At 64.7% G+C, this 19,437-nt stretch carries 16 protein-coding genes and 1 pseudogene; 11 read left to right on the plus strand and 6 right to left on the minus strand.

Annotated features, from left to right (window positions below):
* The 3 genes and pseudogenes from EEB12_RS25165 to EEB12_RS25175 all read left to right on the plus strand — a co-directional run.
* A pseudogene (locus tag EEB12_RS25165) lies at positions 1 to 150 on the plus strand (acetyl-CoA C-acyltransferase); the annotation flags it as partial.
* 100 nt (positions 151 to 250) lie between these two features.
* A complete protein-coding gene (locus tag EEB12_RS25170; RefSeq protein WP_020908283.1) occupies positions 251 to 613 on the plus strand; it encodes a DUF3817 domain-containing protein in 363 nt (120 codons plus the stop codon).
* Between the two features lie 105 nt (positions 614 to 718).
* Positions 719 to 1,615 carry a tetratricopeptide repeat protein gene (locus tag EEB12_RS25175; RefSeq protein WP_070386569.1) on the plus strand — a complete coding sequence of 299 codons (897 nt, stop codon included), beginning with the start codon at positions 719 to 721 and terminating at the stop codon, positions 1,613 to 1,615.
* Between the two features lie 18 nt (positions 1,616 to 1,633).
* Here the strand turns inward: EEB12_RS25175 and EEB12_RS25180 are convergent, their stop codons facing one another.
* Genes EEB12_RS25180 through EEB12_RS25190 form a run of 3 tightly spaced genes read right to left on the minus strand, consistent with a single transcriptional unit; the run spans position 1,634 to position 7,307 of the window.
* Positions 1,634 to 3,082: a neutral zinc metallopeptidase gene (locus tag EEB12_RS25180; protein ID WP_021333464.1), complete on the minus strand. Its 1,449-nt coding sequence runs from the start codon at positions 3,080 to 3,082 to the stop codon at positions 1,634 to 1,636.
* Complete coding sequence (gene glgB / locus EEB12_RS25185; protein WP_031331511.1) at positions 3,082 to 5,283, minus strand: 1,4-alpha-glucan branching protein GlgB; 2,202 nt, start codon at positions 5,281 to 5,283, stop codon at positions 3,082 to 3,084. Before glgB ends, EEB12_RS25180 begins: the two co-directional genes overlap by 1 nt.
* On the minus strand, positions 5,283 to 7,307 hold the full coding sequence (locus EEB12_RS25190; protein WP_020970040.1) for an alpha-1,4-glucan--maltose-1-phosphate maltosyltransferase: 2,025 nt from the start codon (positions 7,305 to 7,307) through the stop codon (positions 5,283 to 5,285). Before EEB12_RS25190 ends, glgB begins: the two co-directional genes overlap by 1 nt.
* Before the next feature lie 177 nt (positions 7,308 to 7,484).
* Here EEB12_RS25190 and glgP point away from each other — a divergent pair, with 177 nt between their 5' ends.
* On the plus strand, positions 7,485 to 10,085 hold the full coding sequence (gene glgP, locus EEB12_RS25195; protein WP_141488733.1) for an alpha-glucan family phosphorylase: 2,601 nt from the start codon (positions 7,485 to 7,487) through the stop codon (positions 10,083 to 10,085).
* A gap of 68 nt (positions 10,086 to 10,153) precedes the next feature.
* Here glgP and EEB12_RS25200 read toward each other — a convergent pair whose 3' ends face one another.
* From EEB12_RS25200 to EEB12_RS25210, 3 genes are read right to left on the minus strand one after another with little or no spacing between them, the layout of a single operon-like run.
* Positions 10,154 to 12,202: an ATP-dependent DNA helicase gene (locus EEB12_RS25200; RefSeq protein ID WP_019749155.1), complete on the minus strand. Its 2,049-nt coding sequence runs from the start codon at positions 12,200 to 12,202 to the stop codon at positions 10,154 to 10,156.
* 9 nt (positions 12,203 to 12,211) lie between these two features.
* Complete coding sequence (locus EEB12_RS25205; RefSeq protein WP_042952295.1) at positions 12,212 to 12,859, minus strand: isochorismatase family protein; 648 nt, start codon at positions 12,857 to 12,859, stop codon at positions 12,212 to 12,214.
* Positions 12,856 to 14,196 carry a nicotinate phosphoribosyltransferase gene (locus EEB12_RS25210; RefSeq protein WP_021344775.1) on the minus strand — a complete coding sequence of 447 codons (1,341 nt, stop codon included), beginning with the start codon at positions 14,194 to 14,196 and terminating at the stop codon, positions 12,856 to 12,858. The genes EEB12_RS25205 and EEB12_RS25210 overlap by 4 nt, the downstream gene beginning before the upstream one ends.
* A 121-nt stretch (positions 14,197 to 14,317) precedes the next feature.
* Here EEB12_RS25210 and clpS point away from each other — a divergent pair, with 121 nt between their 5' ends.
* The 7 genes from clpS to rdgB all read left to right on the plus strand — a co-directional run bounded on the left by clpS (position 14,318) and on the right by rdgB (position 19,398).
* Positions 14,318 to 14,629: an ATP-dependent Clp protease adapter ClpS gene (clpS, locus tag EEB12_RS25215; protein ID WP_029255695.1), complete on the plus strand. Its 312-nt coding sequence runs from the start codon at positions 14,318 to 14,320 to the stop codon at positions 14,627 to 14,629.
* A 56-nt stretch (positions 14,630 to 14,685) separates the two neighbouring features.
* Entirely contained in the window at positions 14,686 to 15,276 is a 591-nt protein-coding gene (locus tag EEB12_RS25220; protein ID WP_069147356.1) for a DUF2017 domain-containing protein, read from the plus strand.
* Positions 15,273 to 16,340, plus strand: a complete 1,068-nt coding sequence (locus tag EEB12_RS25225; protein ID WP_020970034.1) for a P1 family peptidase — start codon at positions 15,273 to 15,275, stop codon at positions 16,338 to 16,340. Before EEB12_RS25220 ends, EEB12_RS25225 begins: the two co-directional genes overlap by 4 nt.
* Before the next feature lie 92 nt (positions 16,341 to 16,432).
* Complete coding sequence (locus tag EEB12_RS25230; protein ID WP_020970033.1) at positions 16,433 to 17,092, plus strand: rhomboid family intramembrane serine protease; 660 nt, start codon at positions 16,433 to 16,435, stop codon at positions 17,090 to 17,092.
* A gap of 97 nt (positions 17,093 to 17,189) precedes the next feature.
* Positions 17,190 to 17,948 carry a cyclic nucleotide-degrading phosphodiesterase gene (locus EEB12_RS25235; RefSeq protein ID WP_007733274.1) on the plus strand — a complete coding sequence of 253 codons (759 nt, stop codon included), beginning with the start codon at positions 17,190 to 17,192 and terminating at the stop codon, positions 17,946 to 17,948.
* Positions 17,949 to 18,000: 52 nt separating this feature from the next.
* Positions 18,001 to 18,786 carry a ribonuclease PH gene (gene rph, locus EEB12_RS25240; protein WP_003945332.1) on the plus strand — a complete coding sequence of 262 codons (786 nt, stop codon included), beginning with the start codon at positions 18,001 to 18,003 and terminating at the stop codon, positions 18,784 to 18,786.
* A gap of 3 nt (positions 18,787 to 18,789) precedes the next feature.
* Entirely contained in the window at positions 18,790 to 19,398 is a 609-nt protein-coding gene (gene rdgB / locus EEB12_RS25245; RefSeq protein WP_084324795.1) for an RdgB/HAM1 family non-canonical purine NTP pyrophosphatase, read from the plus strand.
* Positions 19,399 to 19,437 lie beyond the last annotated feature (39 nt).

Consider the following 19,437-nt stretch of genomic DNA (forward strand, 5'->3'; position numbering starts at 1 on the left):
GTCGGACACCCCCTCGGCATGTCCGGCGCCCGCATCGCCCTGCACCTCGCCCTCGAACTGCAACGCCGCGGCGGCGGCATCGGCGCAGCCGCACTCTGCGGCGGCGGCGGACAAGGCGACGCACTCATCATCCGCGTCCCCAAGGCTTGAGTGTCTAAATACACCTGAACGAGCGCTCTCGCTCTGCGAAGCCCCGTGGTTTTGCTCACACAACTACGGGGCGTCGTAGTTGTTCGGGCACAATGGCCTCATGGCGAACATCTTTGACGTATCCACTCCCGCGAAACGCTTCCGTCTGGTGGCGTGGTGGGAAGCTGTGACCTGGGCGGCCTTGCTGGTTGCCATGTTCTTCAAGTGGGTCCTCGGACACGAAGAAGCGATTCGCATCCCCGGAATGGTCCACGGCACCGCGGGCTTCCTGGTGTTCATCGTCGTTGCTCTGCTGACCGCGTGGTCGCTCAAGTGGGATATCAAGACCACGATCCTTGCGCTGATCTCGAGCGTTCCCCCGTTCGGCACCGTCATATTCGAACGCTGGGCAGTGCGAAACGGCAAGCTCGGCGAGCTGTCCACGGAGTTCGAGGCGTCCAAGGGCAACGCGGCGCTCGTCTGAGTGCTGCATCCCTCTACGTAGCTTCGCGCAACTCGTGACAAACTGGGAGTCGTGACTCGACCAGGTTCCAGGCCCCCCGCGCGTTCGTCCGCAGTTGCTGCCGCCATGAGCGGCGCAGTCGACTTGTCCGCCTTCAAAGAGCGGGCCACGGCCCCACCACCGCCGCGTAACACCAGCGGCGACGGGGCCGTTTCTGCTGTCTCCGAGGCAGTGATCGAGGTGACCGAGGAGAACTTCGAAAGCGAAGTCCTGCTCAAGTCGAGCCAGGTGCCGGTCATCGTCAACATCGGTGGCCGCGCATACGAGCCCTCGGTCGTGTTCACCGAAGTTCTCGAATCATTGGCGGCGCGCGCCGGCGGCAAGTGGATTCTTGCCAACGTCGACGTCGACGTGAGTCCTCGCATCGCGCAGGCATTCGGTGTCCAGTCGGTGCCGACGGTTGTTGCCGTCGCAGCTGGTCAGCCGTTGGCCGATTTTCAGGGCGCTCAGCCAGAGGCGCAGCTCAGTCAGTGGTTCGACGCAGTGCTCCAAGCTGTCGAGGGCAAGTTGAGTGGGCCGGTGTCCGACGGGGACGAACCGGTGGAGGAGGTCGAGGATCCTCGCTTCGTGGCCGCTGAAACCGCGCTGGACGAGGGCGATCTCGACGCCGCCATCGCTGCGTACCAGGTGATTCTCGACGCCGAACCCAACAATGCGGAGGCCAAGAGCGCTGTCCGCCAGGTGAAGTTCATGGCTCGGGTTCAGGGCGTCGATCCCGAGTCGATTGCGGCTGCGGATGCTGATCCGTCCAATCTCGAACTGCAGTTCGCTGCGGCCGACCTGGAAATGTTCGCCCAGCAACCCGAGGCGGCGTTCGCGCGCTTGATCTCGGTGGTATCGCGAACTGCCGGCGACGACAAGGCCGCAGCGCGGACGCGCCTGCTCGAACTGTTCGAACTGTTCGACCCGGCAGAACCGATCGTCATCGCGGCCCGGCGTAAGTTGGCTTCCGCTCTCTACTGAAGTGTGGACCGGCAGCCGCTACTCCGTGTAGCGGCTGTCGCACACTTCCCGGCCACCCAGTACGCCGGTCCGGAATGCATCGACGCGCGCAAAACCGCTCGGCACCGTCTCACCGTTGACGTCACTGGCGGCGAGGCCGTCGGTCAGCAGCCCCGATACGGCTTCGTCGAGGTCGCCGGGGGAGAGTGTGACTTGAGCTCCGGACGCCGCGGCGTTGGTGGGACTGAGCGCTGCGGTGATGACGCCTGACAGGCAGGCGGCGCGCAAGGCAGTCTGCGGAGTGTCGAGCGATTGGCCGTTCTCCTTCTGCATCGCGAGGGTGTACCTCGACGCGAGCAGGACGTAGGCGTTGTAGTCACCGGTGATGTTGGTCTGGATCAACTCGCGCCGCCCGACGCGACCCGGCGTGCCGCGCTCGGCCAGGTCGTCGACGCTGATTCCGATGGTGTTCGTCGACGGGCAGTACGAGACGGGTTCTGTCGCAACGGCGTCGCTGCACCCGGTGTCTGCGCCGGTGAACACGACCTTCGGCGGCTCGGGTAGATCGAAGATTGCTTGGAATGTCTTCACGAACTCGTCGAGCGTTGCCTCGGTGACAGGCAGTTCTCCGGAGTCGTTGCCTTCGGCGAACTGCTGCGGGAGGTCTGCGCGTCGTGACTCGATTTCGTCGGCGTCCATCTTCGCGCAGGCGCCGGCGCCGTCGGTGAAGCCGATCTGAGTGGCGGTGACGCGCTCGAACGCCGAACCATGGTGGCTCTCAGGATCATTAGGGTCTTCGTCGCGGATGGCGACCGCCGAGGCCAACACCTTGTTGAGGCCGTCGGAGGTGTTCATCGTGAAGTGTGCGGCCTTGTCCTCCGCGACGTGCCGCAAGAAGGCACCGCCGAAACAGTCGGCTTGCTGTTCTCGCACCAGGGCCGCATCCCGTTTACTGCCGACGATCCCGGCTTTGCGTTGAACGGCGTGGCCGTACTCGTGCGCGAAGATGAAGGCGACGGCCACTTCACCGAACTTCTCTCGTACCTCGGGCAGTAGCAGTTCGCGATCCCAACCGATGGTGTGATCGATGCTGCAGTACCCGGCGTTGATGAGTTCTTCGGTGGTCTCTTCGCAGAAGTCCGGGCCGTTCGATTCGGTGGGGTCCCACGAGATCAGCTCGTCGACCGGTTCGAAGGGCTTGTCGAACAGAGCCGGGTACTCGGTGGCCCAGTAGGTTTCGATGTCGGTGATGGCATTGGCCGCCAGGGCGTCGATGTCCCCGCCGTCGGTACCGGTGATTGCTCGGTCGGCATTGGGGGCTCCCGGGCGCAATCCGCTGGGGCCTGCTGTTGCGTCGAGTCCGGCGACGCGGAACGGATCGTGATAGATCGAGACGGCGTGCCCGTTCGTTCCGCTGGCACAACCGGCGAGCAGTGCGGCCACTGCGAACAGTGACGACGTGACAATGACTACTCGCCGGCCGACCATCAACGCTCCAGACTTATCCAAATCGCTCCAGCAGCTGGCAGCGCCACCTGTGCGGAGGCTGGCCGACCGTGCCACGAACGCGACGTTGCCGTGACCGCTCCGAGGTTCCCGACTCCGGAGCCGCCATACACCTCGGCATCGGTGTTGAGAATTTCCACCCATCGGCCGGGCTCTGGTAGCCCGACGCGGTAGCTCGAGTGCTCACTGCCCGAAAAGTTGAACAGGCAGGCGACAATCGAACCGTCAGTACCGTAACGCAGAAAACTGAGGACGTTGTTCTCGGTGTCGTTGGCGTCGATCCAGGAGTATCCGCCGGGGGAGGTGTCGAGGGTCCACATCGCCGGATGGCGTCGGTACGCGGAGTTGAGATCTCCGACCAGTCGCTGGACGCCGCGGTGGAGAGTGCCGGTGTACTGATCGTCGAGTTGCCACCAGTCGAGGCCGCGTTCTTCGGACCATTCCGCGCTCTGGCCGAACTCCTGTCCCATGAACAGCAGTTGCTTGCCCGGATGCGCCCACATGTACGCAAGCAGTGAGCGTAGGCCGGACGCCTTGGCGAAGTCGTTGCCGGGCATCCGGGTCCACAAAGTTCCCTTGCCGTGCACCACTTCGTCATGGCTGATCGGTAGCAGGTAGTTCTCACTCCACGCGTACATCAGCGAGAAAGTGATCTCGTGATGGTGGTAAGTCCGGTGCACCGGGTCGTGACCGAGGAATCCGAGGGTGTCGTGCATCCACCCCATGTTCCATTTCATGTTGAACCCGAGGCCACCGACATTGGTCGCCCGAGTGACTCCGGGCCACGCCGTCGACTCCTCGGCGACGGTGACGACTCCTCGGTGGTTCTTGTGGACGGTGGCGTTCATCTCCTGCAGGAACGCAACAGCTTCGAGATTCTCGCGGCCACCGTGAATGTTGGGAGTCCATCCACCTTCCGGACGTGAGTAGTCCAGGTACAGCATCGATGCGACGGCGTCGACGCGCAGTCCGTCGATGTGGAACTCCTCGAGCCAGAAGAGCGCGTTGGCGACGAGGAAGTTCCGGACCTCGCGGCGACCGAAGTCGAATACGTATGTGCCCCAGTCCAACTGCTCTCCGCGACGCGGATCCGCGTGCTCGTACAACGGCGTTCCGTCGAAACGGGCAAGGGCCCATTCGTCTTTGGGGAAGTGTGCAGGCACCCAGTCGACGATGACGCCTATCCCTGCGGCGTGCAGGTGGTCGACGAACCAGCGGAAGTCATCCGGGGTGCCGAAGCGGGAGGTCGGTGCGTAGTACGAGGTGACCTGGTACCCCCACGATCCACCGAACGGATGCTCGGAGACGGGCAGCAGTTCGACGTGGGTGAATCCGGTTTCGGTGACGTATACGGCGAGTTGCTCGGCCATCTGTCGGTAGTCGAGTCCCGGACGCCACGATCCGAGGTGCACCTCGTACACGCTCATCGGGGACTGCGAAGGGTCGACACCAGCGCGGGTTTCCAGCCAGGCCGCGTCGTTCCATTCGTGCGAACTGGTGGTCACTCGCGACGCCGTCGCCGGCGGTACCTCGGTACCGAATGCCATGGGATCGGCCTTGTCGCGAACCGAGCCGTCGTGGCCGTGGACCCGGAACTTGTACAGCGAACCGACTGCGATGTCGGGCAGGAAGAGTTCCCAGACCCCGGTGGAGCCGAGGACTCGCATGGGGGCGAATTGCCCACTCCACCCGTCGAAGTCGCCGACGACGGTCACGCCGCGGGCGGCCGGAGCCCAGACGGCGAACGAGGTGCCGTCGACGGGTCCGTCCGGTGTCTCGTACGAACGCGGATGTGCGCCGAGGATGTCCCACAGTCGTTCGTGCCGACCTTCGCCGAACAGGTGAAGGTCGAGTTCACCGAGAGTCGGCAGGAATCGGTAAGGGTCGGCTGCGAGAACCGTGTGGCCACCCGGGTACGTCACGGAATAGCGATAGTCGATCAGGTCGGGGTAGGGGACCAGGGCCGCGAAGATCCCGTTCGAAACATGTTCGAGAGGAAAGGTTTTGCCGCCGATGACGGCGCTGACGGACTCGGCGTTGGGACGCAACGCTCGAAGAACGGTGCCGTCGGCGTGGGGATGGGCGCCGAGGACACTGTGCGGATCGTGATGTTCACCGCGCGCCAACAGTTCCAGATCGTGATTGTCCGGCGCGATACCCGAAGGGGACTTTTCGGTTGGCATCACTTGCCTCCACCTGCGCGGTGCGCATTGCGTGCTTGGTAGGCCAGAGAGATCCGGGCCGGATACGGAACGGGTGGGAGCGCGAGGATGTGCGCCACCGAACGCCAGGGCTCGAGGCGGACGAAATTGGCCTGGCCCCAATTGAACTGCTCACCGGTAACCTCGTCGAGCACGGTCATGTGGTCGTGCCATTCCCGGCCGAGCGCCGGCATGTCCAACCAGACGGTGCCCTCTTCTGCCGCGAACGGGTTGAGGTTGATCACCGTCAGGACGGCGTCACCGGTCGAGGCGTCGAACTTCGAGTAGGCGATCAACGCGTCGTTGTCGATGTGGTGAAAGTGCAGGTTCCGCAACTGCTGCAGGGCCGGGTGTGCACGCCGGATGCGGTTGAGAGCGGTGATCCACGGCTCGAGAGATTCGCCTCGCGCTGCCGCTTCGGCGAAACGGCGCGGCCGAAGTTCGTATTTCTCGGAGTCGAGGTATTCCTCGCTGCCGGGGCGAACGGCTTGGTGTTCGTAGAGTTCGTAACCGGAGTAGACGCCCCACGTCGGCGCCAGGGTGGCGGCGAGAGCTGCTCGCAGTGCAAACATTCCGGGCCCACCGTGCTGGAGGGACTCGTGCAGGATGTCCGGTGTGTTCACGAAAAGGTTCGGTCGGGCTTCGTCGGCCTTTGCCGCCAGCTCGTTACCGAATTCGGTGAGCTCCCACTTCGCAACTCGCCAGGTGAAGTACGTGTACGACTGCGTGAACCCGCGCCGGGCAAGGCCGTACATGCGCGCCGGACGAGTGAAAGCCTCGGCGAGGAACAAGACGTCGGGGTCGGTTTTCTTGACTTCCGAGATGAGTGTCTCCCAGAAGTTGGGCGGCTTGGTGTGCGGGTTGTCGACACGAAAGATCTTGACTCCGGCGTTGATCCAGTGGCGGACCACGCGCAGGATTTCCTTGTCCAGACCGCGAGGATCGGTGTCGAAGTTGATCGGGTAGATGTCCTGATACTTCTTGGGCGGGTTCTCGGCGTAGGCGATGGTGCCGTCGGGAAGGACGTTGAACCACTCCGGATGCTTCTGAGCCCATGGATGATCCGGGGCGCACTGCAGCGCGAGATCCAGTGCCACTTCGAGATCCAGCTTGCGGGCCGCAGCGACGAAGGCCTTGAAGTCCTTGAGCGTGCCGAGTTGGGGGTGAACAGCGTCGTGCCCGCCGTCGGCAGAGCCGATCGCCCACGGCGAACCAACGTCGCCGGGTTCGGGGGTGAGGGTGTTGTTGCGACCCTTGCGGTTGATCTCGCCGATGGGATGGATCGGCGGAAGGTAGACGACGTCGAAACCCATTGCGGCGATGCGGGGCAGGTCTTCGGCAGAGGTACGGAACGTGCCGTGCTGCGGTACTCCGTTCTCGTCCCATCCACCGGTCGAACGGGGGAAGAACTCGTACCAGGAGCCGAACAGCGCACGGCTGCGATCGACGACGACAGGGTGGGACTCGCCCTTGGTGACCAGTTCGCGAAGTGGAGTAGCGCGGAGCAGTTCGGCGACGTCGGAGGCGAAGGCCGGAGCGACGCGAGCAGTCAGCGCCTGATCGCTGCGCAGCGACGCCGTGACGGCCTCGAGCCTGGACCTGTTGCCCCGCGGCACTTCGTGCGCGGCCTTTTCGAACAGGCGCGCACCGATTTCCAGGTCGTTGGCCAACTCGGCCGCCCCTTGCCCGACGGCGAGCTTTGCTTCCACGGCGTGCTTCCAGGTGGCGATGGGATCGCTCCACGCCTCGATCCGGAACGACCACATACCTTCGGCGGACGGCGTGAACACCGCGTCGACGGTGTCCGGTTCGGTCCCGGGATCCATCGGAATGCGCAGCGGCTTGGTACCGCGCGGACCACGCACGACCAGAGTGGCGGAAATGGCGTCGTGGCCTTCTCGCCACACGGTGGCGTGCACCGGGAAGACTTCACCGACCACGGCCTTTGCCGGATAGTTACCCGAGATCTCGGGTACCACGTCGTCGATACCGAGGCGTCCTGACACGGGAAGCTCCATTTCTGATGATGGATCGCGGTAAAACTTTCTTTCGCCGGGTTCAACCGTAGTGGGTGCGACGCTGGAGTGCTGATAACGACGAATTCGGGTCTGTCGGTGGTCAGGTCGGCTCGGGCGTTCGGTTCCACCGGACAGAGTGCAAGGAACTCGACTAGGGTTCGCGGGGTGAAAGCCTTGCGTCGGTTCACTGTCCGAGCCCACATTCCGGAGCGCCTCGCCGCGCTCGGCCCCCTGTCCACCAACCTTCGGTGGTCGTGGCATCCCGAGACACAGGATCTGTTCTCGCGACTCGACCCCGAACTCTGGCAAGCAGTCCAGTTCGATCCGGTCCGCATGCTCGGGGAAGTCAACCCCACCCGCCTCGACGAACTCAGCAGTGACGAGGCATTTCTCGGTGACCTTGACACTGCAGCAGACGATCTCGATGCCTATCTGAGCACGCCGCGCTGGTATCAGTCCCAGCAGGCCAAGGGCACATCGTTGGCCGGCGGAATTGCGTACTTCTCCATGGAGTTCGGAGTCAGCGAAGTTCTGCCCAACTACTCCGGCGGATTGGGCATCCTCGCGGGCGATCACCTCAAGGCCGCGTCCGACCTCGGGCTGCCGCTCATCGGCGTCGGACTGCTCTACCGATCCGGCTACTTCCGCCAGTCGCTGACCGCCGACGGTTGGCAGGCCGAGCACTACCCGCCGCACGACCCTCAAGGGTTGCCTCTTCGTTTGCTGACGGACGCAGGCCCGACTTCCGACGACGGATCACCGGTTGTCATTCACGTCGCGATGCCCGGTGGACGAGTACTGCGTGCGCGAGTGTGGATCGCTCAGGTCGGACGAGTGCCGTTGCTGCTGCTCGATTCCGACATCTCCGAGAACGACGCGGATCTGCGCGGCGTCACTGACCGTCTTTACGGTGGGGACCAGGATCACCGCATCAAGCAGGAGATCCTCGCAGGTATCGGCGGCGTCCGCGCGGTGCGTGCCTACACCGCGGCGTACGGATTGCCCGATCCCGAGGTTTTCCACATGAACGAGGGGCATGCCGGATTCCTCGGCATCGAACGGATTCGGGAACTTGTGACCACCAGCGGTCTGGACTTCGATTCGGCTCTGGCTGCGGTCCGCGCCGGAACGGTCTTCACGACGCATACTCCGGTTCCCGCCGGAATCGACCGCTTCCCGGCGGATCTGGTCCGTCACTACTTCGGCGGAGCGAACGGCGAGAACGAATCGAGTTTGCTTCCCGGACTGACCGTCGACCGCATCGTCGGGATGGGGCGCGAATCCGATCCGTCGATCTTCAACATGGCGCACATGGGTCTTCGCTTGGGCCAGCGAGCCAATGGCGTCTCGAAGTTGCACGGCATCGTCAGTCGCGACATGTTCAACGGACTCTGGCCGGGATTCGACGCCGACGAGGTGCCGATCGGATCGGTCACCAACGGTGTCCACGCTCCGACGTGGGCTGCGCCGGAGTGGATGGACGTGGCCAGGCGGATCGTGGGGCAGGAGCAGCTCGAAGAAGCGCGCGGTTGGGAGCGCCTACACGAGTTGTCGGCCACCGAACTGTGGGAAACACGTAATGCGTTGCGCGGCAAGTTGGTCGACGAAGTCCGTCGTCGCGTCCGAGCGTCGTGGCTCGAACGCGGCGCGACCGAAGCTGAACTCGGCTGGACCACTGGAGTTTTCGATCCCAACGTCTTGACTGTCGGATTCGCCAGGCGCGTGCCTACGTACAAGCGGTTGACGCTGATGCTCCGTGATCCCGAGCGTCTGCGTGCGATGTTGCTCGACGAGAAGCGTCCGGTGCAGTTGGTGGTGGCCGGTAAGTCGCACCCCGCCGACGACGGCGGTAAGGCACTCATCCAGCAGGTCGTACGGTTCGCCGACGAAGCGGATGTGCGTCACCGCATCGTTTTCCTGCCCGACTACGACATGTCGATGGCCCGGTACCTCTACTGGGGCTGCGACGTGTGGCTCAACAACCCACTTCGCCCACTCGAGGCGTGCGGCACTTCCGGCATGAAGTCCGCGCTCAACGGTGGACTCAACCTCTCCATTCGCGACGGATGGTGGGACGAGATGTACGACGGCGAGAACGGGTGGGCCATTCCGACGGCCGACGGTGTTCTCGACGACGTGCGGCGTGACGATCTGGAAGCCAGCGCCCTCTACGAACTTCTCGAGCACGCGGTACTGCCGACGTTCTACGACCGTGATGCAGCCGATCTGCCGACACGCTGGGTCGAGAGGGTTCGCCACACCCTCGAGAATCTGGGCCCGAAGGTGTTGGCATCACGCATGGTTCGTGACTACGCCGTCGACTACTACGCCCCTTCGGCGGAATCAGCTCGAGCGGTAGTGGCGGACGATTTTGCCGGCGCGCGTGAGGTGGCCGAGTTCCGTCGTCGCATCGAATCGCAGTGGCCGTCGGTCGCCGTCGAGCAGGTTGACGGTTCCGGACTGCCGGACACTCCGGAGATCGGTGCGACCATCTCGTTGAGGGCCAAGGTCCGCCTCGGCGGCTTGTCGGTCTCGGATGTCCAGGTCCAGGCAGTCCTGGGACGCGTCAGCCCGGGCGAGGAACTCACCGACGTTGTGACGTTCCCGATGACACACTTCGGCGCCGAGGACGGAACCGAGATCTTCGAAGCCGAGGTTGCGCTTCCGGTCTCCGGTTCCGTGGGATACACCGTGCGGGTGCTGCCGCATCACCGGTTGTTGGTCGATGCGTCCGAACTCGGGTCGGTGACCACTCCGAGCGTCTGACGTATTGCATTCTGCCCCGGTCCGTTCGGTCGGTACCGGGGCAGAATTGTGTCCGCGTGAGAACTGGCTCAGGGACGTGAGTCACGGATGCGGGTGAGCGCCTTGCGGACGACTTCGGGGTTGGTCGTCTCCCAGAAGGGCGGCAGCGATGCGCGAAGGTAACCCGCGTATCTCGCCGTGGCCAGACGCGGATCGAGCACGGCCACCACGCCCTTGTCGTCGGTGCTGCGAAGCAGGCGACCCACGCCCTGTGCCAGGAGCAGCGCCGCGTGATTGGCCGAGACGCTGAGAAAGCCGTTACCGCCATGGGATTCGATGGCTTGTTGGCGAGCCATCAACAGTGGGTCGTCCGGGCGCGGGAACGGAATCCGGTCCAAGATGACGAGGCTCAGCGATGGGCCAGGGACATCGACGCCCTGCCACAGGGACAACGTGCCGAACAGTGACGTGGGTTCGTCCTTGGCGAAGGCCTTGACGAGGGTGCCGGTGGCGTCGTCGCCCTGGCACAGGATCGGGGTGTCGAGGCGTTCGCGCATCGCCTCCGACGCGGCTTTGGCGGCGCGCATCGAGGAGAACAAGCCGAGGGTGCGTCCGCCGGCGGCCTCGACAAGTTCGGCGATCTCGTCGAGATAGACCGGGGAGAGGCCGTCTCGGCCGGGCGTGGGCAGGTGGCGGGCAATGTAGATGATGCCGGCCTTGGCATGGTCGAAGGGCGACCCGACGTCGAGTGAGTTCCAGCGGAAAGCCGAAGCGTCAGAAGGTGCTTCGGTGCCGATGGCGGTACCCGAGTCGGGTCGCACCGACGATTCCGCAGGAAGGCCCCAGTTGACGGCGAGACCGTCGAACGATCCGCCGACGGTCAGCGTCGCGGAGGTGAGAACGACGGTGGATTCGGCGAACAGTCGCGAGCGCAGCAATCCGCCGACGGAGAGCGGAGCCATCCGGACGGAGCGCCGCACCGATCCGCGGAACTCGTCCGAGGACAGCCAGACGACGTCCTTGCGCTTTGCCGGGTCTGGTTCGTCGAAAGCGGTGAGAATACGCACGGCACTGTCGTGGACGTCGTCGACGGACGAGAGCGCAGCGTTGCGGGCTGCAGCGGCTTCGGGGTCTGCGGCTGCCATGCCCGGTTTGGCCGGACCGATCGCGGTGCGCAGCGACCAGGCCGCGTCGCGTATCGCGGCCAGTGCGGGCGCCGCACCGTCCGGGAGGCCTTCCCATCGACCTGGACGCAATTCCTCGAGGAGTCCAGCCCAACCCTCGCCGGCAGCTTCGAGTCGGTCGGCGTCCTGCTCTTCGGCGATCTTGCCGCAACGCCTGGCCGCGGCACTGATCGACGAAGCTGTGAGATCGGCCGTGGCAACGCCGGTGACGCGGTCGACCAACTCGTGGGCTTCGTCGATCACCACGACGTCGTGGTCGGGGAGGATCTGGATGCCGGTGATGGCGTCGATAGCGAGCAGCGCGTGGTTGGTGACGACGACGTCGGCCTTCGACGCCTCGACGCGGGCGCGCTCGGCGAAGCAGTCCTCACCGACCGGGCACTGGTTCTTTCCGATGCACTCGCGGGAGGTGACGCTGACCTGCCGCCACGCCTGATCGGATACGCCCGGCACCAATTCGTCACGATCACCGGTTTCGGTGTCGGAGGACCATTCGGTGAGGCGGACGACCTCCCGGCCCAGACGCGAGACCGTGAACGGATCGAACAACTCGTCCTCGGGCGGCTGTTCGGACGCGCCGGTGTGGATCTTGTTCATGCACAGGTAGTTGTTGCGGCCCTTGAGGATTGCGAACTCGGCGCGCCGGCCGAGTGGCTTCTTCAGTGCATCGGCCAGCCGTGGCAGATCTCGATCGACGAGCTGGCGCTGAAGCGCGATGGTGGCGGTGGACACGACCACAGTGCGCCCAGACTCGACCGCATGGCGCAGGCTCGGAACGAGGTAGGCGAGTGACTTACCGGTACCGGTGCCGGCCTGGACGGCCAGATGCTCGCCCGTGTCGATCGAGTGCGCCACGGCCGACGCCATCGTCAGCTGACTGGTTCGTTCGGCACCGCCGAGCGACCGCACCGCTGTCTGGAGCAGTTCGGGAACGTTCGGGAGTTGATCGGCCACCCACGAAGGTTAATGGATCCCTACGTCAGAAACGTCCACGGATGATTCCCGGGGTAGTTCCCCGGCATTCGAGCCTTCATCCGACGACGCCTCGTCTCGCCCGATCAGCTGCACTCCCGCCTCCTGCATCTGTACCAATGCCGACTCGATCGTGGCAGTCGACACACCTGCGGTGAAGGGGAGAAGGACCGTCGTGGCGAATCCCGCGCGCGCCGCGTCGATGGCCGTGGCCTTGACGCAGTGATCTGTGGCAATGCCGATCACGTCGACGTCGGTGATCTTGTGGGCGCGGAGCCAGTCCTCGAGCGTCGTGCCGTCCTCGGCTGCTCCTTCGAAACCGGAATAGGCCGCGCTGTAGGCGCCCTTGGAGAAGATCGCCGAACCGGCGACGGAAGCGTCGAACGCCGGATGGAACTCGGCGCCGGCCGTCCCGACGACGCAGTGAATCGGCCAACTGTCGACGAAGTCTGGGGTCTCGGAGAAATGCGCCCCAGGATCGATGTGGAAATCGCGAGTCGCGACTACGGCGTCGTACTCGTGGGAGTTGACGAAATCGTTGACGGCCGCCGCAACCGCAGCACCGCCGTCGACCGCGAGAGCGCCACCTTCACAGAAATCGTTCTGAACGTCGACGACGATCAGTGCTTTAGCACTCACTGGTGCTCACCTCCGGAGAATCGAACGGGCACAGCCGAGTCTCCGCGCGAGAGCTTGAGTCCTTCCCACGGCAGGCTCACGAGCCCGGCCTTCAGAACTGCGCGGCTCTCTTCGAGCGTCGGTGCGCTCTCGACGACCTTGCCTTCGCGAACCAACGGGATCAGCAGTTCGGTCGCACCGTCCGCCTCGGAAACCGGAGCGGGCGAGCCGGCAGGGTAGATGACTTCTTCGACGATCGTTCCGGTCGGGCGAACCACGCGCAGTGCTTTCTTGGCGCCGCCGCGAGATGCCTTGTTGGTACTTCTCTTCTCGACCGCGATTCCGTCGACCTCGACCAGCTTGTAAACCATGCCTGCCGTGGGCGCGCCCGATCCGGTGACCAGTGAAGTACCCACGCCGTACGAGTCGACGGGTTCGGCGCGCAGAGCCGCGATCGCGTACTCGTCCAGGTCGCCTGAGACGACGATGCGTGTCTTGGTAGCACCGAGATCGTCGAGTTGTTGGCGTACCTGACGAGCAAGAACGCCGAGATCGCCGGAGTCGATGCGAACCCCACCCAGCTCGGGACCGGCAACGGCGACAGCCGTTTTCACACCCTCGGTGATGTCGTAGGTATCGACGAGCAACGTGGTGGATACGCCGAGTGCCGCGACCTGACCGCGGAATGCCGCTGCCTCGTCCGGACCGTCTTCGGTGGTGTGCAGGAGAGTGAAGGCGTGTGCACTGGTACCTGCGCTGGGTACGTCGTGACGCCGCGCGGCTTCGAGGTTGGAGGTGGCGTCGAAGCCGGCGAGATACGCGGCACGTGAAGCGGCGACGGCGGCCTGTTCGTGTGTGCGACGCGAGCCCATCTCGATCATCCGTCGACCGCCCGCTGCGCTCACCATGCGGGCTGCGGCCGAAGCGATCGCGCTGTCGTGGTTGAGGATCGAGAGAATCAAGGTTTCGAGGATGACGCACTCGGCGAACGTTCCGCGGACCGAGAGGATCGGTGAGCCGGGGAAGTAGAAGTCGCCCTCGCGGTAGCCGTCGATGTCACCGGAGAATCGATAGTTGCGCAGCCACTCGACGGTCGTGTCGTCGAGGAATCTCGCAACGATCGCCAGTTCCGGTTCACCGAACCGGAACTGCTCGAGTGCGTCGAGAAGGCGTTCGGTACCGGCGACGACGCCGTAGCGACGACCGTCTGGCAGCCGCCGTGCGAATACCTCGAAACTGCAGTTGCGGAAGGCAGATCCGTCGGCGAGAGCCGCCGAGAGCATGGTCAGTTCGTACTGATCGGTGAGCAGTGCGGTGCTGGCACCGGCGTCGCGGATGTCGGAAATTTGCGTAGGCACGCACACAACTCTATGCGCGAGACGACGTGGGTGGGTGTTGTCGCCTCTCGTCGCGCCGTACCCTGGATACATGGTTTTCGGCGGCGCGACCGTGTCCGGCACTTACTCGGCGAACGTAACGATGAGAGGCGCTACGGCTTCCTCTCCTCAAGCCACGCCCGAGCAGTCGGAGGCTGTTGCGACCATCGAAGCCGCAGATCGGCCCTGGGTGACCATCGTCTGGGACGACCCGGTCAATCTCATGCATTACGTGACTTACGTGTTCCAGAAGTTGTTCGGTTACAGCAAAGCCAAGGCCACCGACCTGATGATGCAGGTCCATTCGGAGGGCAAGGCCGTGGTGTCGAGCGGTTCGCGCGACAAGATGGAGGCCGATGTTCGTCGCCTCCACGCTGCCGGTCTCTGGGCCACGATGCAACGCGACGACACCTGAGAAAAGCACTTTTTCGACCGATTTGTTCGCCTAACTCGTAGACGGGAGTCCGACGCGTGCGGACGTGGAGTAGGAAGAGTTCACTCGGCGGAGTGAAGTTCAAGTCCGAGATGGACGGCCACGAGGCGGCGGTTCTGCGCTCGCTCGTGGAGTCGGTATCCGGGCTTCTCGACGAGCGCGCGTCTTCGGCGCCGCAAGACGAGCTCGCCGCGCTGACGGGTCTTCGTACCGGAAATTCGGAGACACCCGACAATCCGGTGTTGGCGCGTTTGCTTCCCGACTTCCAGCGCACCGATCCGGACAAGGTCGCTCCGGACAGTGACGATCTCGACGACGCCGGTGCCAATGTCAACGGCGCGCTGCGCAGTTTGCACGAGCCCGAGATCATCGATGCCAAGCGTGAGTCCGCTCGCATGTTGTTGGCTTCGCTTCCGGAGGCCGGCGGCAAGGTCGTTCTCACGCAGGAACAGGCCGATGCGTGGCTGTCCTCGCTCAACGACGTCCGTCTCGCGCTCGGAACCAATCTCGGCATCGACGCCGACACCCCGGAGAGCCTCGAACCCGACGACCCGCGCGCCCCGCATCTCGACGTCTATCACTGGTTGACGTGGATGCAGGACTCCCTCGTCCAGGCGCTCATGCCATGACCACGACGCGGACCGGGCCCACTGATTCACTGACAGATGTCGCCGGCCTCGCTGTCGGCCATCACCACAAGCTCGACGAGGGAGCCACTCTCGGAAGCGGCGCAGCCACCGGCTGCACGGTCGTGCTCGCGTCGGCCGGTGTGGTTGCCGGAGTCGACGTCCGCGGCGGCGGTCCGGGTACCCGCGAGACCGACCTACTCGACCCGAGCCATTCGGTCCAGCAGGTCAATGCCGTGCTGTTGACCGGCGGTAGTGCCTACGGACTTGCCGCGGCCGATGGAGTGATGCGCTGGCTCGAGGAACACGATCGCGGGATCGCGATGGGTGCTCCTGGTCAGGTGGTACCGATCGTGCCCGGCGCCGTGATCTTCGATCTGCCGGTGGGGGACTGGACCGTTCGTCCGACCGGAGACTTCGGATTCCTCGCTGCCGACACCGCTTCGCGCGAATTCGCCACGGGCACGGTCGGCGCCGGGGTAGGTGCCAGAGCCGGAGCGCTCAAGGGTGGGGTGGGAACGGCCAGCGTCGTGATCGCCGACGGCCCGGCCGAGGGTACGACGGTCTCCGCGTTGATCGTGGCGAACCCGGTGGGTTCGGTCTTCGATCCCAGAACAGGCTTGCCGTGGGGCGTCGGCTCGGACGGGGCGGAGTCGTTCGGGCTCAGGCTTCCCGACGCGTCCGAACTCGCGGCGGCCAACGCCGTTGCAGCCAAGGGAACAGTCCTCAACACCACGATCGGTGTGGTCGCCACTGACGCCGCCTTGACAAAAGCCGGGTGCCGACGCGTCGCCGTCGCAGGGCATGACGGTCTGGCTCGTGCGATTCGGCCCGCGCATTCGCCGCTCGACGGCGACACGATCTTTGCGCTCGCCACCGGCGATCACACTCCGAATTCGGAGATCGCGGTTCCGGCCGCTTTTCCGAACGATCTGCCGATACTCGATGCGGTGTGTGCCGCCTCGGCGCAGGTTGTCGAACGTGCGATCGTCACAGCGATTCTCGACGCCACGTCGGTAGCCGGAATCCCGAGCTACCGCGAACTCTTTCCGTCGGCATTTCTCTAGGCAGCACTCCGGGAATCGGCGGTAATCTCGAATTGAGCCTGGTCGCGAGTGACCGAATCAGAAAACCGGATCGACGGTGGAGGACGCACACGATGACGATGGATTTCAACAATCCGGACTTCGGCACCCGGACGCCGGCACCGAAATCCGGTCCGCCCTCGGTGTGGAAGCAGTCGGCCGTGTTGGTGGGCGGCTTCGCGATCCTGCTCTACGTGATCGAGATCGTGGATGTCATCTCCGGTCAGAACGTCCAGAACGCCGGCGTCACCCCGCGCACGCTTGACGGCCTGTGGGGAATCCTGTTCGCCCCGGTCCTGCACGACGACTGGGCTCACCTGATTGCCAACACCATTCCGGTCCTGATCCTCGGGTTCCTCGTGCTGGTGTCGGGAATTGCGCGCGGACTCGCGGCGACCGGCATCATCTGGGTGATCGGCGGTGTCGGGACCTGGTTGTTCGCCGGCTCGAACTCGAATCACGTCGGTGCGTCCGTGCTGATCTTCGGCTGGGTCACCTACCTGCTGGTTCGCGGGTTCTTCACGCGGAGCTTCACACAGATCCTGATCGGCGTTGCCGTCTTCGTCGTGTACGGCGGAGTGCTGTGGGGCGTTCTCCCGAGCGATCCACGGGTTTCCTGGCAAGGACATCTGTTCGGAGCGATCGGCGGCGTGGTGGCCGCCTGGGCGCTGACGTCGGGGGAGAGGGCCAAGCGCGCAGGGTCGGCGCCGGCCGTCCGACCACCGAGTTTCTGAACGGACGTGGGTCACACCCTCGCTGCGGTGTGACTTCGACGCGCCAAAACCACCAAGAGCTTTTTTCCAGACGGGTAGACGTGGCAGCATGACCGGTATGCGCATGACCGTCCTGGGGTGTTCCGGCAGCGTCACGGGTCCGGATTCACCGGCTTCGGGATACCTGCTCACGGCACCGGGAACTCCGCCGCTCGTGATCGACTTCGGCCCGGGAGTTCTTGGGGCGTTGCAGCGATACGCCGATCCGGGCGAGGTGACGATCCTGCTATCGCACCTTCATGCGGACCACTGTCTCGACATGCCCGGCCTGCTCGTCTGGCGTCGCTATCACCCCAACCCGCCGGTCGGGCGGGCTCTTGTTTACGGCCCCACCGACACGGCCTGCCGCATCGGAGTGTCCTCCGCCGAGTGCGCCGGCGAGATGGACGACATCTCCGACACCATCGACGTCCGGCTCTGGGCCGAGAACGAGCCGGTGACGTTCGGAGAACTGAGCGTCGTCGCCCGTCGGATGAATCATCCTCCCGAGGCTTACGGTTTCCGGATCACCGGCGCCGACGGCCGCGTGCTCGTCTACACCGGTGACACGGGTATGTGTGACAACGTCGTCGAACTCGCCCGTGGAGCGGACGTGTTGCTCTCCGAAGCTTCGTGGACCGACAGTCCGGATCGCCCCGAGGGAGTTCACCTCTCCGGTAAGGAAGCCGGCCGTGTGGCTGCCCTCGCCGGCGTCAAGGAACTTCTCCTCACGCACATCCCGCCGTGGACCTCCCGCGAAGACGTGATCGCCGAAGCGAAATCCGAATTCTCCGGACCGGTCCATGCCGTCTCCGCCGGAAGCGTCTACGACATCTGATTCCCCTCACATTCGATGCAGTGCCGACCGGGCGACCGCTAGGCTCACGAAGGTGACTACACGAGAAGACGGTAGGGCGGACGACGAGCTCCGCACGGTCAAGATCACCCGCGGGTTCACCAGTCATCCGGCCGGATCCGTTCTGGTCGAGTTCGGGAACACTCGCGTGATGTGCACGGCCAGCGTCGAAGAGGGCGTACCCCGCTGGCGCAAGGGCTCCGGCTTGGGTTGGCTGACAGCCGAATACGCGATGCTTCCCGCCGCCACGCACACGCGCAGTGGCCGCGAATCGGTCAAGGGCAAGGTCGGCGGCCGTACGCAGGAGATCAGTCGACTCATCGGCCGATCACTTCGGGCCTGCATCGATCTCGCTGCGATCGGCGAGAACACCATCGCCCTCGACTGTGATGTCCTCCAGGCCGACGGCGGTACCCGCACCGCGGCAGTGACGGGGGCGTACGTGGCCCTGGTCGACGCCGTGACGTACCTGCGCGCAGCCGACCTGCTCTCCGACCCTCAGCCCATCTCGTGTGGCATAGCGGCCGTCAGCGTCGGCGTCGTGGACGGACGAGTGCGCCTCGATCTTCCGTACGAAGAGGATTCGCGCGCCGAGGTCGACATGAATGTCGTGGCCACCGATACCGGCACGCTGGTGGAAATTCAGGGAACCGGTGAGGGTGCCACGTTCCCACGCTCGACGCTGGACAAGCTGCTCGACTCCGCTCTGGCTGGTTGTGAGCAACTTTTCGAGATCCAGCGTCAAGCGTTGGCCGAGCCGTATCCCGGGGTGCTACCCGAACCGAAGAATCCGGAACCCAAAAAGAAGTTCGGTGCCTGAGCTGTGAGCGTACGAGTACTGGTTGCCAGCCGAAATGCCAAGAAACTGAAGGAACTTCACCGGGTGCTCGACGCCGCTGGAGTGAACGGAATCGAACTGGTCGGGCTCGACGAGGTGCCGCCGTTCCCCGAGGCCCCCGAGACCGGGGCGACGTTCGAGGAGAATGCACTCGCCAAGGCGCGTGACGGCGCGGCGGCAACCGGAATGCCTTGCATCGCAGATGATTCCGGTGTCGAGATCGATGCACTCAACGGTATGCCCGGCGTGCTGTCCGCGCGATGGTCGGGCACTCACGGAAACGACGGCGACAACACGGCGCTTGTCCTGGCTCAGCTGGGAGACGTGCCAGACGAGCGGCGCGGCGCGGCATTCGTCTCCGCCTGTGCACTGGTGATCCCCGGCGGCGACGAGACTGTCGTGCGCGGCGAATGGCGCGGGGTGATCGGCCGAGAACCAGCCGGCGACGGGGGCTTCGGATACGACCCCATCTTCCGTCCGGACGGCGACACCCGCTCTGCCGCAGAACTCACCCCGGCCGAGAAGGATGCGGCGTCACATCGAGGGCGCGCGCTCGTGCAGCTCGTTCCCGCGCTGGCGGCACTGGCCGGCTGAACCGAATTTCGAAAAGTAGAGCCCTGAACGCGTCTGCGT

Origin of the sequence: Rhodococcus sp. WS1, from assembly GCF_003797745.1 — a bacterium.
GTDB classification, from domain to species: Bacteria; Actinomycetota; Actinomycetes; order Mycobacteriales; family Mycobacteriaceae; genus Rhodococcus_F; species Rhodococcus_F erythropolis.

Bases quoted from the DNA above. Each gene is read 5' to 3' on its own strand.
- EEB12_RS25180 (WP_021333464.1), bottom strand. From the start codon at position 3,082: ATGGTCGGCCGGCGAGTAGTCATTGTCACGTCGTCACTGTTCGCAGTG.
- EEB12_RS25230 (WP_020970033.1), top strand. From the start codon at position 16,433: ATGACGATGGATTTCAACAATCCGGACTTCGGCACCCGGACGCCGGCA.
- EEB12_RS25225 (WP_020970034.1), top strand. From the start codon at position 15,273: ATGACCACGACGCGGACCGGGCCCACTGATTCACTGACAGATGTCGCC.
- EEB12_RS25170 (WP_020908283.1), top strand. From the start codon at position 251: ATGGCGAACATCTTTGACGTATCCACTCCCGCGAAACGCTTCCGTCTG.
- EEB12_RS25175 (WP_070386569.1), top strand. From the start codon at position 719: ATGAGCGGCGCAGTCGACTTGTCCGCCTTCAAAGAGCGGGCCACGGCC.
- clpS (WP_029255695.1), top strand. From the start codon at position 14,318: ATGAGAGGCGCTACGGCTTCCTCTCCTCAAGCCACGCCCGAGCAGTCG.
- EEB12_RS25235 (WP_007733274.1), top strand. From the start codon at position 17,190: ATGCGCATGACCGTCCTGGGGTGTTCCGGCAGCGTCACGGGTCCGGAT.
- glgB (WP_031331511.1), bottom strand. From the start codon at position 5,283: ATGCCAACCGAAAAGTCCCCTTCGGGTATCGCGCCGGACAATCACGAT.